At 72.7% G+C, this 15,236-nt stretch carries 14 protein-coding genes; 3 read left to right on the forward strand and 11 right to left on the reverse strand.

The window, feature by feature from the left end; translation table 11 throughout:
* Both ACFVFS_RS38795 and tsaD read right to left on the reverse strand, forming a co-directional pair.
* Positions 1–2,151, reverse strand: a 2,151-nt coding sequence (locus ACFVFS_RS38795; protein ID WP_380629727.1) for a collagenase, incomplete at its 3' end; no start/stop codon positions are given.
* A 194-nt stretch (positions 2,152–2,345) separates the two neighbouring features.
* Positions 2,346–3,425, reverse strand: a complete 1,080-nt coding sequence (gene tsaD, locus ACFVFS_RS38800) for a tRNA (adenosine(37)-N6)-threonylcarbamoyltransferase complex transferase subunit TsaD (protein ID WP_380629728.1) — start codon at positions 3,423–3,425, stop codon at positions 2,346–2,348.
* A 163-nt stretch (positions 3,426–3,588) separates the two neighbouring features.
* Between tsaD and ACFVFS_RS38805 the strand changes: the two genes are divergently transcribed.
* A complete protein-coding gene (locus ACFVFS_RS38805) occupies positions 3,589–4,191 on the forward strand; it encodes a superoxide dismutase (RefSeq protein ID WP_380629729.1) in 603 nt (200 codons plus the stop codon).
* A 107-nt stretch (positions 4,192–4,298) separates the two neighbouring features.
* On the opposite strand, the gene ACFVFS_RS38810 is transcribed toward ACFVFS_RS38805, so the two are convergent.
* From ACFVFS_RS38810 to ACFVFS_RS38820, 3 genes are read right to left on the reverse strand one after another with little or no spacing between them, the layout of a single operon-like run.
* The gene (locus tag ACFVFS_RS38810) at positions 4,299–4,607 is read right to left on the reverse strand and encodes a putative quinol monooxygenase (protein ID WP_380629730.1); all 309 of its coding nucleotides are present in this window, start codon (positions 4,605–4,607) and stop codon (positions 4,299–4,301) included.
* Between the two features lie 22 nt (positions 4,608–4,629).
* Positions 4,630–5,103, reverse strand: a complete 474-nt coding sequence (locus ACFVFS_RS38815; protein ID WP_380629731.1) for a hypothetical protein — start codon at positions 5,101–5,103, stop codon at positions 4,630–4,632.
* A gap of 11 nt (positions 5,104–5,114) precedes the next feature.
* Entirely contained in the window at positions 5,115–6,362 is a 1,248-nt protein-coding gene (locus ACFVFS_RS38820) for a helix-turn-helix domain-containing protein (protein ID WP_380629732.1), read from the reverse strand.
* Positions 6,363–6,558: 196 nt separating this feature from the next.
* Between ACFVFS_RS38820 and ACFVFS_RS38825 the strand changes: the two genes are divergently transcribed.
* Positions 6,559–7,041: an ATP-binding protein gene (locus ACFVFS_RS38825; RefSeq protein ID WP_380629733.1), complete on the forward strand. Its 483-nt coding sequence runs from the start codon at positions 6,559–6,561 to the stop codon at positions 7,039–7,041.
* Here ACFVFS_RS38825 and meaB read toward each other — a convergent pair.
* Genes meaB through ACFVFS_RS38840 form a run of 3 tightly spaced genes read right to left on the reverse strand, consistent with a single transcriptional unit; the run spans position 7,019 to position 12,147 of the window.
* Positions 7,019–8,017, reverse strand: coding sequence for a methylmalonyl Co-A mutase-associated GTPase MeaB (gene meaB, locus ACFVFS_RS38830; protein ID WP_380629734.1), 999 nt, complete (start codon positions 8,015–8,017; stop codon positions 7,019–7,021). The two genes, ACFVFS_RS38825 and meaB, sit on opposite strands and share 23 nt — an antisense overlap.
* 12 nt (positions 8,018–8,029) lie before the next feature.
* Positions 8,030–10,243 (reverse strand): methylmalonyl-CoA mutase, encoded by a 2,214-nt coding sequence (scpA, locus tag ACFVFS_RS38835; protein ID WP_380629735.1) that lies wholly within the window; start codon positions 10,241–10,243, stop codon positions 8,030–8,032.
* Entirely contained in the window at positions 10,240–12,147 is a 1,908-nt protein-coding gene (locus ACFVFS_RS38840; protein ID WP_380629736.1) for a methylmalonyl-CoA mutase subunit beta, read from the reverse strand. Before ACFVFS_RS38840 ends, scpA begins: the two co-directional genes overlap by 4 nt.
* A 281-nt stretch (positions 12,148–12,428) precedes the next feature.
* Here ACFVFS_RS38840 and ACFVFS_RS38845 point away from each other — a divergent pair, with 281 nt between their 5' ends.
* Complete coding sequence (locus tag ACFVFS_RS38845) at positions 12,429–13,457, forward strand: NlpC/P60 family protein (RefSeq protein ID WP_380629737.1); 1,029 nt, start codon at positions 12,429–12,431, stop codon at positions 13,455–13,457.
* A 63-nt stretch (positions 13,458–13,520) separates the two neighbouring features.
* Here ACFVFS_RS38845 and ACFVFS_RS38850 read toward each other — a convergent pair whose 3' ends face one another.
* The 3 genes from ACFVFS_RS38850 to ACFVFS_RS38860 all read right to left on the reverse strand — a co-directional run.
* The gene (locus tag ACFVFS_RS38850) at positions 13,521–14,006 is read right to left on the reverse strand and encodes a hemerythrin domain-containing protein (protein WP_380629738.1); all 486 of its coding nucleotides are present in this window, start codon (positions 14,004–14,006) and stop codon (positions 13,521–13,523) included.
* Between the two features lie 114 nt (positions 14,007–14,120).
* Positions 14,121–14,624 (reverse strand): metallophosphoesterase family protein, encoded by a 504-nt coding sequence (locus ACFVFS_RS38855; RefSeq protein WP_380629739.1) that lies wholly within the window; start codon positions 14,622–14,624, stop codon positions 14,121–14,123.
* A 78-nt stretch (positions 14,625–14,702) separates the two neighbouring features.
* Positions 14,703–15,236, reverse strand: a 534-nt coding sequence (locus tag ACFVFS_RS38860; RefSeq protein WP_380629740.1) for a M56 family metallopeptidase, incomplete at its 5' end; no start/stop codon positions are given.

Here is a 15,236-nt window from a genome sequence, read left to right on the forward strand (position 1 = left end):
GGCGTTGCCGGTGCCGCCGCTGCTGGTGATGGTCAGCGTCTTGACGCCGGCCGGCAGGTTGACGAAGTGGTAGCTGTAGTTGCCGGTGGTGGCGGTCAGGTTGTCACGGCGGCAGTTGTTGTCGAACTGACGGGTGTCGGGGATGGTGCAGAGCGGGGTGGTCGGGGTGACCGGGCCGGTGGGGGCCTCCGGCAGCGGGCCGCAGTCGTTGGTGGCGCACTTGGTCAGCCAGGCGTCGAAGCCGGCGTCGTAGCGGGTGCCGATGTCCTGCTTCAGGATGGTGCGGGCGCCGTTGAAGTCGCCGGCGCGGTACTTGGTGAGGACCGCGTCGATGTCGGAGCGGTGCTCCTGGAGCATGTAGCGGACGGCGAGCCAGCCCCAGCGGTAGACCCGGTTGGAGTTCTCGTCGGCGTCGGCGGTCTGGCCGTAGACGGTGTCGAACAGCTCGCTGAGCTTGTAGGTCTTCTTGCCGGCCTCGGTGATCGCGTCGGCGTTGCGCTCGCCCCGGTAGCCGTAGGAGATGTTCTCCGCGATGCCCTCGACCCACCAGATGGTCGGGGTGGTCTGGCTGGCCTCGAAGTCGCCGGCCATGTTGTAGCGGCCGTCGAGGTAGTGGGTGTACTCGTGGTTGAGGTTCCAGATCGAGAACGACGGCCGCAGCCAGGAGGCCTCGTGGGCGATGAAGCGGGCCTGGTTGCCCGGCTTGCTCGGGTCGCCCTCCTCGTACATGCCGCCGTTGTCGACGTCGATGTCGTAGAAGGCCCAGGCGTACAGCGAGTACTGGTCGTAGTCGTCGAAGGCGACGACCTCCAGGTTGGTGTTCACGTCGCCGGGGATGGCGCCCTTGTCACCGATGATCTTGTGGAAGTAGGCGTCCTGGTTGATCAGGCTGGTGCAGGTGGAGTCCAGCTGACCGGGGGACATGTCCTGGGCCTTGATCTTCAGGCCGTCGTTGCAGACGCGCTGGATCGGCAGGATCACCGGCATGAGGCGGGTGCTCAGGTCGCAGATGCCGTAGGCGGCGCAGTTGCCCTTGTCGAACTGGCGGGTGGCCCAGCCCAGGTTCATGGTGATCGGGGCGGTGGGGCCGACGTTCGGGTAGCGGTTGATCAGGTCCTTCATGATCGGCCGCAGGGTGGTCTTGAGCTCGTCGACCTGCAGGGCGTGGCCGAGGTAGCGGCCGATGTTGCTGACGACGTCCCAGCGGTTCAGCTGCGAGTCGTTGCGGGTGATGAACCCGGACCAGGTGTTGAGCAGGGAGGGGTCGGCCTTGAGGGCGGCCTTCCAGCCGGAGGCGTCGGTCTTGGACTCGTAGGCGTCCTTGAGGACCCAGTCGAACTCCGAGACGGTGTTGGTCATCTGGGTGGGCCAGCTGCCGTTGTAGCTGGAGAGCAGCCACTTGAACACGCCGGCCTCGCGGCCGAGGGTGTCGCTCTGGCCGATCACCTTGACGACCTCGACGAGCAGCGCGCCGTTGGCGTCGGTGACGTCCTTGCCGTGCGCGGAGGCGAAGAAGGCGTCCAGCGCGGCACCGGTCGCGGACTTCAGCGTCGAGCTGTAGGCGCCGACGGTCTCCGGGTACTTCCACTGCACGTAGTAGCCGGCGCGCAGGAAGAGGACCAGCTGGCCGATGTTGGTGCTGTTGTCGCCCGGGTAGGTGGCGGAGGCGTCGCGCAGGGCGTTGGCGACGGTCACCATGTTGGCCTCGCGGAAGGCCTTCACGCTGTCACCGGTGAGGTTGAACAGCGGGTAGGTGCAGTCGACCCGCGGCAGCGCCTTGAGCTGCTGGACCAGCGCGCTGCCCGTGGCGCTGAGCACTCCGGAGAGGTCCGGACAGGGCTCGGCGGCCGCGGCCGAGAAGCCCTTGGCGGCCTTGGCCGGCGCGGTGGCCGGGGCGGCCGGCGGGGCCGGCTCCTCGGTGCTGTCCTGGGCGGAGAGCTTGAAGGGGCTGGTGCTCTTGGCGTCGGGCGACTTGGGCACCGGGATCGACCGTGGCGTCGACGAGGCGGCGCTGGGGCCGGCCGGCGCCGCGGCGGAGCCGGCCGGGGCGGCCTGGCTCTGCGGGGCGAACAGGCCGAGGGCGATGAAGAAGGCGGCGCCGAGCGCAGGGAGTCTGCGCGCGTTGGCCTTGGATATCCGGAAGGGACGCATCTGTGGGGGCCTCCGGGGCCGTTCGGGGCCGCGGCATGGGGGACGCGGCCTCTCGATGTGTGACATGTAAAATGGCACAGGTCACAGTGCGCTGGGAAGATGAATGATCGAAGAATTGTCCGCCGCAACCGAAATGTTGTCAGAGGACAGTCGGCTGGGGCTTTTGTCCAGGATCGTCCGGCGGTCGTCGCGCCTCAGGCCGCCCGGATCGGAGCCCGGACCGCCGCGCGCGGAGTGAGCGCGGCGAACTCCAGCGGCGCCGAGGGGTCGACCGACAGGTCCGCCGGGGCCGGTGCGGCGCCCGCCCGCACCAGCAGGTCGCCGACGGCGGCGACCATCGCGCCGTTGTCCGTGCACAGGCGAAGCGGCGGCACCCGCAGCGCGATCCCGGCGGAGGCGCAGCGCCGCTCGGCGAGCTCCCGCACCCGGGAGTTGGCGGCCACGCCGCCGACCACCACCAGGGTGCCGATCCCGTGGTCCAGACAGGCCCTGACGGCCTTGCGGGTCAGCACGTCGGCGATCGCCTCCTGGAGCGCGGCGGCCGCGTCGGGGACGTGCGGCTCGGTGCCGGCGGCGCGCTGCGCCTCCACCCAGCGGGCGGCGGCGGTCTTCAGGCCGGAGAAGGAGAAGGCGTACGGCGGGTCGTTCGGCCCGCTCAGCGGGCGCGGGAAGCGCACCGCGCGCCGGTCGCCCTCGCGCGCGGCCCGGTCGATCGCCGGTCCGCCGGGGTAGGGCAGGCTCAGGATCCGGGCGACCTTGTCGAAGCACTCGCCGGCCGCGTCGTCCAGGGTGTCGCCCAGGTGCACGATCGGGTCGCGGGCCAGATCGCGGACCAGCAGCAGCGAGGTGTGCCCGCCGGAGACGATGAGGACCACGCAGGGGTCGGGCAGCGGCCCGCCGTCGAGCGTCGCCGCGGCCACGTGCCCGGCCAGGTGGTGCACCCCGTAGAGCGGGACGCCGAGCGAGAAGGCGTACGCCTTGGCCGCCGCCACCCCGATCTGCAGCGCCCCGGCCAGGCCCGGACCGGCCGTCACCGCCACGGCGCCGACGTCGGCCAGGGTGAGCCCGGCCCGGTGCAGCGCCTCGTCGACCACCGGCGCCATCGCGTGCAGATGCGCCCGGGCGGCGATCTCGGGGACCACGCCGCCGTAGCGGGCGTGCTCATCCATCGAGGAGGCCACCGCCTGCCCGAGCAGCACGCCGTCGCGCACCAGGCCCGCGCCGGTCTCGTCGCAGGACGACTCGATGCCCAGCACCACCGGTGCGTCCGTCATGGTCACTCACCCCTGTCGATCATTACACATCGCCGTGGCCATTGTGCCCGACACGGCGTGAGGAATATGCAGGAGCCCCTTGTGCGTTCTTGCAACTCATACGCAATAGTGTTGTCCCGGCACGATCGTCACCGTTGAATTCGCCGAAAGGGGCCGTGTCCTGATGGGCACCTACTCGCTTCCCGACCTGCCGTACGACTACTCCGCGCTGGAGCGCGCGATGTCCGCGGAAATCCTGGAGCTGCACCACTCCAAGCACCACGCCGCGTACGTCAAGGGCGCCAACGACACCCTGGAGCAGCTGGCCGAGGCGCGCGACAAGGAGCAGTTCGGCGGTCTGGTCGGCCTGCAGAAGACCTTCGCCTTCCACCTCTCCGGCCACGTGCTGCACTCGCTGTTCTGGCAGAACCTCTCCCCGGAGGGCGGCGACCGCCCCGAGGGCGAGCTGGCCGACGCCATCACCGAGCACTTCGGCAGCTTCGAGGCCTTCAAGAAGCAGCTGACCAACGCCACCACCGGCGTGCAGGGCTCGGGCTGGGGCATCCTCTCCTGGGAGCCGCTGGGCGGCCGCCTGGTCGTCGAGCAGGTCTACGACCACCACGGCAACGTCGGCCAGGGCACCACCCCGCTGCTGGCCTTCGACGCCTGGGAGCACGCCTACTACCTGCAGTACCGCAACGTCCGCCCGGACTACGTCACCCGCCTGTGGGACGTCGTCAACTGGCAGGACGTCTCGGCCCGCTTCACGGCGGCCAAGAGCGCCTGACCCCGCTGGTTCTGGGGTGAGCCGCCCACAAACACCTGACCCAGGGCAGGGTAGGTAACGAAGGGCCCCCGAACGGTGCGAACCGTCCGGGGGCCCTTCCGTGCACGTCAGGCAGACCCCTTGCCGTCGATCTCGTCCAGGAACGTGACCTCGAACGATTCGAGGCACCGGCCGCGCTCGGCCAGGAACCGGCGGACATGGGGCTGCCGCTCGTGCTCCTCGAACGCCTCGCGGTCCGCGTACAGCTCGTAGAAGACCCGGACCCGCGGCTCGTCCGGCACGGCGTGATTGACGTAGACGAGAGTCCCGGGCTCCTTGGCGCGGATCCCTTCGAGTGCTTCCCGTGCCAGTTCGTCGAAGGCGTGAGCGGCTGTCGCATCACGGGCCACGAACCGTACAACGAGGCCGAATCCCATGCTCCTCCCCTTCCTCGATCGCTCAGCGCCGGGCGCCGGCGGGCCAGAGCACCTGGACGGGAACACCCAGCCGCCGTGCGTGGGCGACGACGTCCGCCGTCCCGCCGAAGCCCCGGGCGGGCAGGCCGTCCCAGACGGCGATCAGCCGGTCGACCTGGCAGACGAGCAGCTCGCTCCCGGCCATGTGCGCGGCCTCGTCCGACTCCACCCGGCCGGTGCGGTGCTCCTCGGAGGCGTCCCGGAGGAGACGGTCGTAGACCGGGTGGTGCCACTCCGGCAGGCCCTCGCGGTACCGCTGGGCGGGGACGACCACTTCGAGCCGGGCACCCCGGTCGAGCGCGAGCTCGGCGATCCACGCATCCGGCCCGTCCGCGATACAGGACACGACGGTGAGTTCGGACGTGTCTTCGCCCGCCAGCGAGTCGGCCAGCAGCTGTCGGACCTTCTGCTCCAGTTCGGCGTCCAGCCCCCGGTGCCCCGTGATCCCGATCCGCATCGTGCTCCTTCCTAGAGGTGTACGCCGTGCAGCCGCTCGTCGAATTCACGAACGGCCTTGGACTGCGAGGACGTGCTGAACGATCTCCGCAGGGAACGGCCTCTTTCGACGATCCGTCCCGAGCGGTACTGGACGCCGATCTCCAGGGCTTGGCCGCCGAGCGCGAACGCCGCCTCGACCCGCCCCGCGGCCAGGTGGCCCGCCGCCACATCCATGAACAGCAGCGCCCGCTGTTTCGCGTGACCGGTGGCGGCCGGGGAGCGGACGCCCTCGGACGTCCATGTGGCGAGCCCCAACTTGGCGCCACAGTTGACGCGGACCGCAGCGATCTTGGATTCGTCGAAGGTGAACACCCAGGGCCAGGGCGGTCGTTCCCCGTCTGAGCTGCCTTCGATCACTGCTCGGCTCCGCGTCAACGCGCGATCGGCGCTTCGCCGATCGCCCGCAGCGGCATGTCCCAGGGCCTCGACCGACGAGAGCCAGGCGTCGGCGATCGGTGGAGAGTCCGGTTCGAGGCACCTTCGAGCGCTTCGTGCAAGGCTCAGTGCTTGGACGGCGTTGCCGGAGTGTGCTTCGAACTGGGCGAGACTTCCTGACTGGTAGGCCGTGAGGAGTGGGTTCGAACTCGACCGGGCTGCCTTGATCGCGGCCCCGTAGAACGAACGCGCCGAGCCGTGGTCGCCCATGTCCCAGGCCAGCCAGGCCGCCAGGCTCGCGGCCTCGCTTGCGACACCGGCGAGTCCCATCCGTGCGGCCTCGGTCGGTGCTGTGCGCATGAGTCCGTGAATCAGCCGCAGATGCGCGTGCACGGCCTCGGCCAGTTCGCGGGAGGGCGTCGATCCGTCCAGCCTTCGGTACGAGGTCGTGGCGAGCCGGAGCGCCGCTGCCTGCGGCTCGGTCTCGTCCATGACGTGGTCGACGACGGCGAGAACGGGCGCGGCGACGGCGATCGCCGCCGCCGCGCCCAGGAACTGACGCCTTTCCACGTTCTCGCCTCCCTTCGTCGTCCGCGTCGGCGGGCCGGCCAGGCCCAGCACGGTCGGCGGGATCTCCAGATGTCGTGAGATCCGCAGCAGGACGTCCATGGCGTACGGTCCGCTGCCGCGCTTCTCCAGCCGGGAGACGGCCGACTGCGACAGTCCGCATGCCGCACCCAACTGCAGTTGGGTCAGCCGCCGGTGGATTCGAGCCAGTTCGACGACCTTGCCGTAGTTCCCGGTCCGGGACGCTTCCCGGACCACGACCGAGTTCCAGTTCACCAGCCCACCCAAAGCTACGGGCCCACCCGGGGCCGGTGACGCGCTCCGATGCGGCGCCCGCATACGCGTATGCGGGCGCCGCATCATCGATCGTCCCATAAACGTGACCACTTGTTGACTGTCGGTGACAGGTCGCTCTGTTCGACGTGCGGCCTCGCACCGGCAGCATTCCTGCCCCGTCCACGTGGAGGCGTTCATGGTGGTCAGCCCGCTCAGCAGTGCCCGGTTCCCGGTTCCGCTGGAATGGGGGATGCCGCCGGCACCGGAGGCGTTGCCGGCGGCGCGGTGGCTGGTGGGGGCGATCGTGCGGGAGTGGGGTGTGCCGCTCTCGGGCGACGTGTTCAAGGACTTGGAGCTGTGTGCCAGTGAGGTGATCGCCAATGCGCTGCTGCACACCGGGGACCGTTGTGCCGTGACCGTGCTGCGGCGGCCGGGGCGACTGAGAGTCGAGGTGACTGACCGGTGCCCCGTGCTCCCGAGGCGGGAGCGCGGGGCCGAAGAGACGGGCGGGCGTGGGCTGTTGCTCGTGGAGGCGCTGGTCGTTGCGTGGGGCTGGTACCCCGAAGGCCCAGGGAAGGTGGTCTGGTTTGAGGTCCCCGAGCAGGACGAAGCGCCGTGCCCCACGCATGGGTGGGGCACGGCGCTCGGCCTCGTGCTCAGCTCGCCGGTGGCGTGCTGAAGGCGTCCAGGATTCTGTCCGCCGCCAGGGTGGCGGTCATCGTGCCCTCGCGCACCCGGCGCTCCAGCTCCGGGACCAGGCGGCCCACCTCGGGGTGGGAGTGGAGCCGGGCCAGCAGCTGGTCGTGGACCATCGCCCAGGTCCACTCCACCTGCTGGTCGCGCCGCTTGGCGGCCAGCGCGCCGGTCGCGTCCAGCACCTTGCGGTGCTGCTGGAGCCGCTCCCACACCGCGTCCAGGCCGCTGCCGTCGCGGCCCGAGCAAGTCAGCACCGGCGGGGTCCATGGCGCGTCCGGGGCCTGCAACAGCCGCAGCGCGCCCGCGAGTTCGCGGGCCGCGCCCTTGGCGTCGGTCTCGTGCGGGCCGTCGGCCTTGTTGACGGCGATGACGTCCGCGAGCTCCAGCACGCCCTTCTTGATGCCCTGCAGCTGGTCGCCGGTGCGGGCCAGCGAGAGCAGCAGGAAGGAGTCGACCATCCCCGCCACCGTGGTCTCCGACTGGCCGACGCCGACGGTCTCGATCAGGACGACGTCGTAGCCGGCCGCCTCCATCACCAGCATCGACTCCCGGGTGGCCTTGGCCACCCCGCCGAGGGTGCCGGAGGTCGGCGAGGGGCGGACGAACGCCTGCGGGTCCACCGCCAGCCGTTCCATCCGGGTCTTGTCGCCCAGGATCGAGCCGCCGGTGCGGCTGGACGTCGGGTCGACGGCCAGCACCGCGACCTTGTGCCCCTGCCCGGTGAGCATGGTGCCGAAGGCGTCGATGAAAGTCGACTTGCCGACTCCGGGCACCCCCGTGATGCCCACCCGCACCGCCCCGCCCGCGTGCGGCAGCAGCCTCGTCAGCAGCTGCTGCGCCAGTGCGCGGTGGTCCGGCCGGGTGGACTCGACGAGGGTGATGGCCCGCGCGATGTACGCGCGCGAGCCCTCCCGCACGCCCGTCGCGTAGCTGTCGAGGTCGATCGTCCGGGGCGCCATCGGATCAGCGCCTCAGAGCTCGTGGCCGAGATCGGCGGCGAGCGACTTCAGCAGGTCGTAGGCGGCCTCCGGGATCACCGTGCCGGGCGGGAAGACCGCCGCGGCGCCCGCCTCGTACAGCGCGTCGAAGTCCTGCGGGGGGATCACCCCGCCGACCACGATGGTGATGTCCTCGCGGCCCGCCGCGGCCAGTTCGGCGCGCAGCGCGGGCACCAGGGTGAGGTGGCCGGCGGCCAGCGAGGAGACGCCGACGATGTGCACGTCCGCCTCGACGGCCTGGCGGGCGACCTCGGCCGGGGTCTGGAACAGCGGGCCGACGTCCACCGTGAAGCCGAGGTCGGCGAAGGCGGTGGCGATCACCTTCTGGCCGCGGTCGTGGCCGTCCTGGCCCATCTTGGCGACCAGGATGCGCGGGCGGCGGCCCTCGGCCTCCTCGAACCGCTCGACCAGCTCGCGGGTGCGCTGCAGGGGGGCCGACGGGCCCGCTTCGTCTCGGTACACACCCGAGATGGTACGGATCTGGCCGGAGTGCCGGCCGTACACCTTCTCCAGGGCGTCCGAGATCTCGCCGACGGTGGCCTTGGCGCGGGCCGCGTTCACCGCCAGGTGCAGCAGGTTGCCGTCCAGCGAGCCGCCGCGCTGCGGACCGGCCTCGGCGGCCCGGGTCAGCGCCTCCAGCGCGGCGCGGGTGGCGGCCTCGTCGCGCTCCTCGCGCAGCCGGCGCAGCTTCTCGATCTGGCGGGCGCGGACCGAGGAGTTGTCGACCTTGAGCACCTCGATCTGCTCGTCGCTCTCCACCCGGTACTTGTTGACGCCGATCACCGGCTGGCGGCCGGAGTCGATCCGGGCCTGGGTGCGGGCGGCGGCCTCCTCGACGCGCAGCTTGGGGATGCCCGCGTCGATCGCCTTGGCCATGCCGCCGGCCGCCTCGACCTCCTGGATGTGCTGCCAGGCGCGGTTCGCCAGGTCGTTCGTCAGCCTCTCGACGTACGCCGATCCGCCCCACGGGTCGATGACCCGGCAGGTGCCGGACTCCTGCTGGAGCAGCAGCTGGGTGTTGCGGGCGATCCGGGCGGAGAAGTCGGTCGGCAGCGCCAGCGCCTCGTCCAGCGCGTTGGTGTGCAGCGACTGGGTGTGGCCCTGGGTGGCGGCCATCGCCTCCACGCAGGTGCGGGTGACGTTGTTGAAGACGTCCTGCGCGGTGAGCGACCAGCCGGAGGTCTGCGAGTGGGTGCGCAGCGACAGCGACTTGGCGTTCTTCGGGTCGAACTGCTTGACCAGCTTGGCCCAGAGCAGCCGGGCCGCGCGCAGCTTGGCGACCTCCATGAAGAAGTTCATGCCGATCGCCCAGAAGAACGACAGGCGCGGCGCGAACGCGTCCACGTCGAGACCGACGTCCAGCCCGGCCCGCAGGTACTCCACGCCGTCGGCCAGGGTGTAGGCCAGCTCCAGGTCGGCGGTGGCCCCGGCCTCCTGGATGTGGTAGCCGGAGATGGAGATCGAGTTGTACCGGGGCATCTTCTGCGAGGTGTACGCGAAGATGTCCGAGATGATCCGCATCGACGGCTGCGGCGGGTAGATGTAGGTGTTGCGGACCATGAACTCCTTGAGGATGTCGTTCTGGATGGTCCCGGCCAGCTTCTCGGGCGGCACGCCCTGCTCCTCGGCCGCCACGATGTACAGCGCGAGGACGGGCAGCACCGCGCCGTTCATCGTCATCGACACCGACATCCGGTCGAGCGGGATGCCGTCGAACAGCTGGCGCATGTCGTAGATCGAGTCGATCGCCACGCCCGCCATGCCGACGTCGCCGGTCACCCGGGGGTGGTCGCTGTCGTAGCCGCGGTGGGTCGGCAGGTCGAAGGCGACCGACAGGCCCTTCTGGCCGGCCGCCAGGTTGCGGCGGTAGAAGGCGTTGGACTCCTCGGCGGTGGAGAAGCCCGCGTACTGGCGCACCGTCCACGGCTGGTTGACGTACATCGTCGGGTACGGGCCGCGCAGGTAGGGGGCGATGCCCGGGTAGGTGCCCAGGAAGTCCAGTCCGGCGAGGTCCTCGGCGGTGTACAGCGGCTTGACGCCGATGCCCTCGGGGGTGTCCCAGAGCTGCTCGTCGACGTCCTTGCCGGTGGCCTGCCGCCAGGCGGCGCGCCACTGGCCGTCGGTGACGCCCGCCGGGGCGTCCGCGCCGTCGGTGTCCAGCCCGATCGAGGTGAAGTCGGGGATCATCGGGCCACTCCGATCTGGGCGGTCCCGCCGTTGTCGGCGGTCTCGGTGATCTGGTCGAGCAGGGACGTCAGGACGGCGACCGCGTCGCCGCCCGCGAAGACGAACGCGTCCACGCCCGCCGGCGGCGTCTCGCCCGGCCGGCCGGCCAGCAGCACCCGCCGGGCGCCGGCCGACCGGAGTGCGGCGGCGACCGCCTCGGCGTGCTCGGCGTACAGGGCGTCGCTGGAGCAGAGGCAGGCCACCGCGGCGCCGCTCGCGGCGAACGCCTCGGCGAACGCGGCGGGTTCGGTGCCCTCGTGCGCGGTGGTGGCGATCCCGCCGGCCTGGAACAGGTTGGCGGCGAAGGTGGTGCGCGCGGTGTGCGCGGCGGCGGTGCCGATCGAGGCCAGGAACAGCGCCGGACGGGCGCCGGTGGCCGCGAGCCGGGCGTCCGAGCGGTCGCGCAGCGCCTCGAAGGCCTCGGCGCGGCGCACCCTCGGCAGCCCGCCGGACGGACCGGCCGGGGCCGGGGCGCGGACCGGCGCCTGCTCGCCGAGGTTCGGGAACTCGCTGACGCCGGTGACGGGTTCGCGCCGCTTGGCGAGCCGCACCGAGCGCTCCGCCCAGGTGGCCGCGATCCGCTCGCCGACCAGGCCCGACTCCAGCGCGGCGCGCTGGCCGCCGGCCCGCTCGATCTCCTGGAACCAGGCCCAGGCGGCGTGCGCCAGCTCGTCGGTCAGCCGCTCCGCGTACCAGGAGCCGCCGGCCGGGTCGACGACCCGGGCCAGGTGGGACTCCTCCAGCAGGATCGCCTGGGTGTTGCGGGCGATCCGGCGGGCGAAGGCGTCCGGCAGGCCGAGCGCGGCGTCGAACGGCAGCACGGTGACCGCGTCCGCCCCGCCGACCCCGGCGGCCAGGCAGGCGATCGTGGTGCGCAGCATGTTCACCCACGGGTCGCGGGCGGTCATCATCACCGCGGAGGTGACGGCGTGCTGGCGCTGCGCCGAGGCGGCCGGGGAGGCGCCGCAGGCCTCGGCGACCCGGGCCCAGAGGCGGCGCGCGGCACGGAACTTGGCGATGGTGAGGAACTGGTCGGCGTCCGCGGCGTAGCGGAACTCCAGCTGGCCGAGCGCGGCGTCCACCGACAGCCCGGCCGCGGTCAGCGCGCGCAGGTAGGCGACACCGGTGGCCAGCGAGGCGCCCAGTTCCTGCGCGGGCGAGGCGCCCGCCTCGTGGTACGGCAGCGCGTCGACGGCCAGTGCCCGCAGGCCGGGGAAGCCCTCGGCACAGCGGGCGGCCAGCGCGGTGGCCCCGGCGAGCAGCGCGTCGGTGCGTGCGGCCTCGCCGGTGCGGGCCTGGAGGCCCAGCGGGTCGGCGCCCAGGGTGCCGGCGGCGGAGCCGGGGGAGATCTCGCGCTCCCGGTACAGCTCGAACAACTGCGCGGCGGCTGCGGGGAATTCGGCGCCCGCGTCGAGCACCACCCCGGCCAGGTCCAGGTAGACGCCGGTGAGCGCTTCGCCCAGGGCGGTGACCGGCAGGCCGTCGCCGCCCAGCTCCAGCCAGAGCGAGCCGCCGCCGTGCTCCAGGTCGGCCAGTACGGCCTCGTTGGTGCGGCGCGGGTCGGGGTCGCCGTGGCGCTGGCGGACGTCCCAGCCCGCGACCGAGGCGCCCTGCGGGCGGGCGCCGCGGACGAACGGCGGGAAGCCGGGGAAGCCCGGGTCGGCCGGGGCGTCCTCGGCGGTGTAGAGCGGGCGGGCGCGCAGCCCGTCCTGGAGCGCGGTGCTGAGCGCGCGCTCGGCCGCTGCGCCGTCCTCGGGCTGCGCCCCCGACTTGCGCAGCACACCCTCGACGAGGGTCTGCCACTGCTCGCGGTGGGCTGCCGGGAACTCGGCGGCCAGGGGAAGCCCTTCGGGCGGGACCGTCATGCCCCGCAGGTTAGCGCCCGTGAACGGGAGCGCAGGAGAGGTGAAGGGTGTGACCTTGCCCTCGCTTTGCACTCTGTTGCACTACCGGTGCCGCGCGGGGGGTCGCGCGGGGTCCGGCCGGGGGCGTGGAGCGGGCGGCTTGCGGAACGGCGGGCCTCATCTATTAACTTACTTAGAAGAACGCGGGCGGAGCGGGCGGCTCTCCCCGGAACGCCCCCTGCCCGTGTTCCCTCCCCGCTCGTCCCCGCCCCCCGTTCCCCCTCCCCGAGGAGTCAGCCGTCATGGGAAAGCGCCGCAAGCCCAGCCCGCCCAGCCGGGCCCGCCTGGCGGTCGTCACCACCGCGATGGCCGGCGGCGTCGTCCTCACCGCCGGTCCCGCCCTGGCCGAGCCGTCGCCGGGTCTCGCCGGCGTCAAGGAGCAGGTCGACCAGCTCAACGAGGAGGCCGAGCAGTCGATCGAGCGCTACAACGGCTTCCAGGAGAAGCAGCAGAAGCTCCAGGGCGACGCCAACCGGATCCAGGAGAAGGTGGCCCGCGGCCAGGAGGCGATGAACGAGCTGCGCACCCAGCTCGGCGCCGTCGCGGCCGAGCAGTACCGCAACGGCGGCATCGACCCGTCCGTCCAGCTGATGCTCGACTCCGACCCCGGCGGCTACCTGGCCCGGGCCGCCGCCCAGAACCAGGTCGTCGACTCCCAGGCGGCGCTGCTCCGCCGGGCCCTCGACGAGCAGCGCCGGCTCGACCAGGACCGCGCCGAGGCCACCGCCACCCTCGCCCAGCTGGACGAGGCCGCCACCGCGCTGGCGGGGGAGAAGAAGGCGGTCCAGGACAAGCTGGCCAAGGCGCAGGCGCTGCTCAACAAGCTGAGCGCCGCCGACCGCGCCAAGGTCAACGCCCAGGAGGCCGCCGCCACCCGCGCCTCCCGCTCCGCCGCCGAGCGCCCCGCCGACACGGGACCGGTCACCGGCCGGGCCGCCACCATCGTCCAGTTCGCCTACTCCCAGCTCGGCAAGCCCTACGTCTGGGGCGCCACCGGCCCGTCCGGCTACGACTGCTCCGGCCTCACCGGCGCCGCCTACCGCGCCGCGGGCGTCAAGCTCCCGCGCGTCTCGCAGGACCAGTGGAAGGCCGGCGCCCGGATCGCCCGCGGCGACCTCCAGCCCGGTGACCTGGTCTTCTTCTACGACGACCTGCATCACGTCGGCCTCTACATCGGCGGCGGCAAGATGATCCACGCCCCGCGCACCGGCAAGAACGTCGAGATCCTCCCGATCGACGTGATGCCCTACGTCGGCGCCGTCCGCCCCTGAGCGCGTCCGTCGCCGCCCGCGCCGTGACGGTGGGCCCGGCCCCGGCGGGCCGGGCCCGGGGTGTCAGCCGCCGAGGGGGCGGAAGACCGGGTCGGGCCAGTCGCCGGCCGGTGCGGTGGTGTCGAGCGCCGCGGCGATCGTGCGTTCCTCGTAGCGGAAGTGGGACTCCATGATCGCCGAGAGGCCGTCGAGCTCACGCCGGACCGCCTCGCGCTCCGGGGCGGCGGATCCGGCGGCCCGGAGGGCGAGTTCGCGCACCCGGGTGAGGATGCCGGAGATCAGTTCGTGGTCCTCGACGAGTCTGGCGATCGTCGGCGCGAGGTCGGGCCGCTCGCGCAGCAGCTGGGCGAACAGGCCGTCGTCCTCGCCCTCGTGATGGGCGGTCAGGGCGTCGCAGAAGGCCAGGCAGTGGGTGGTGAGCGTGTCGTCGTCAGGTCGGCCGGCGCCGGGGTCGGACCTGAGGTCGTCGATCCGGCGGCGCAGGGCCCGGTGGGCCTGGGAGAGTTGGAGACTGAGCGCGACCGTGCGGTCGCTGGTGGGGGAAGCCATGACGGCCGTCCCTTCGGGTACCGCACCTCCATGCCTGGCGCGGTCCGCCACCGACACGCGATGCCCCGCGATCCGATCACACGGCGCGGTGGTACGGCAAGCCGGCCCGGGCCGTCAGGCGCGGGGCGGCAGGCGGTGGAGGCGGACGTCGGCGAGCCGGCCGTCCTCGACCCGGGCGGTCAGGTAGGTGGCGAACGGCTGGCGGCGGCGGTCGGTGGGCGAACCGGGGTTGAGCAGCCGCAGACCGCCGGGCGCGGTGCTGTCCCAGGGGATGTGGCTGTGGCCGAAGACCAGGACGTCGGTGCCGGGGAAGCGAGCCTCGCACCGCTGCTCGCGGCCCCGGGCCGGGCCGGTCTCGTGCACCACGGCGAAGCGCAGGCCCTGGAGTTCCGCCTGCGCGATCTCGGGGAGGCGCTCGCGCAGCGCGGGCCCGTCGTTGTTGCCGTGGACGGCGACCAGCCGCGCGGACCGTGCCAGCAGCAGATCGAGGGTCGCGGTGTCGACCCAGTCGCCGGCGTGGAACACCACGTCGGCCTCGTCCACGGCGGCGAGCAGCGGCGCCGGCAACCGCCGCGCGCGCGGCGGGACATGGGTGTCCGAGGTGATCAGCAGTCGCATCCGGGGCTCCGGCGGGGTGGCGGGGACGGTGGGTCCGATCCTCCTCGGGCGGTACCTGCGGGAACGGCGGGACACGCCCTACGGGTGCGGGGCGCAGGCGAGGAGGTACGGCAGGAGCGGGGTGGCGAGGGCGGCCAGGCGGTAGGCGCGGGCCGGGGGCGCGGGGGTCCGGGCGAGGCGCTGGACGCGGGTGAGCACGCCGGTGGACGCGGCCGCGAGCGCATCCGGCCCGGCGGCCGGAGCGGCGGTGGCCAGTGCGTACAGGGCGCCCGCCAGGTCGCTGCGGGTCACCCGGGCGAGCGCGGCGTCGTCGGCCGCCATCTCCAGCAGCAGCGCCACCTCGGCCCGACCGAGGCGGGCCAGCGGCAGCCGGCGGCCGAGGAGCAGCGCGAAGGTGTCCGCCGCCAGCAGCACCAGGTGGTGACGCCCCCGCAGGTGGCCGTGCTCGTGGGCGACGGCCGCGGCGAGCCCGCGCTCGTCCAGCAGCTCCAGGGCGCCGCGGGTGGCCACCACCCGCGGCCGGCGGCCGGGCAGGCAGTAGACGGCGGGCCGCGGGTCGTCCAGCACCAGCAGCCGGCGCCGCGGATCCCGGGCGGCCACCAGGTCCAGCGC

The organism is Kitasatospora sp. NPDC057692, assembly GCF_042799475.1.
Taxonomy (GTDB): domain Bacteria; phylum Actinomycetota; class Actinomycetes; order Streptomycetales; family Streptomycetaceae; genus Kitasatospora.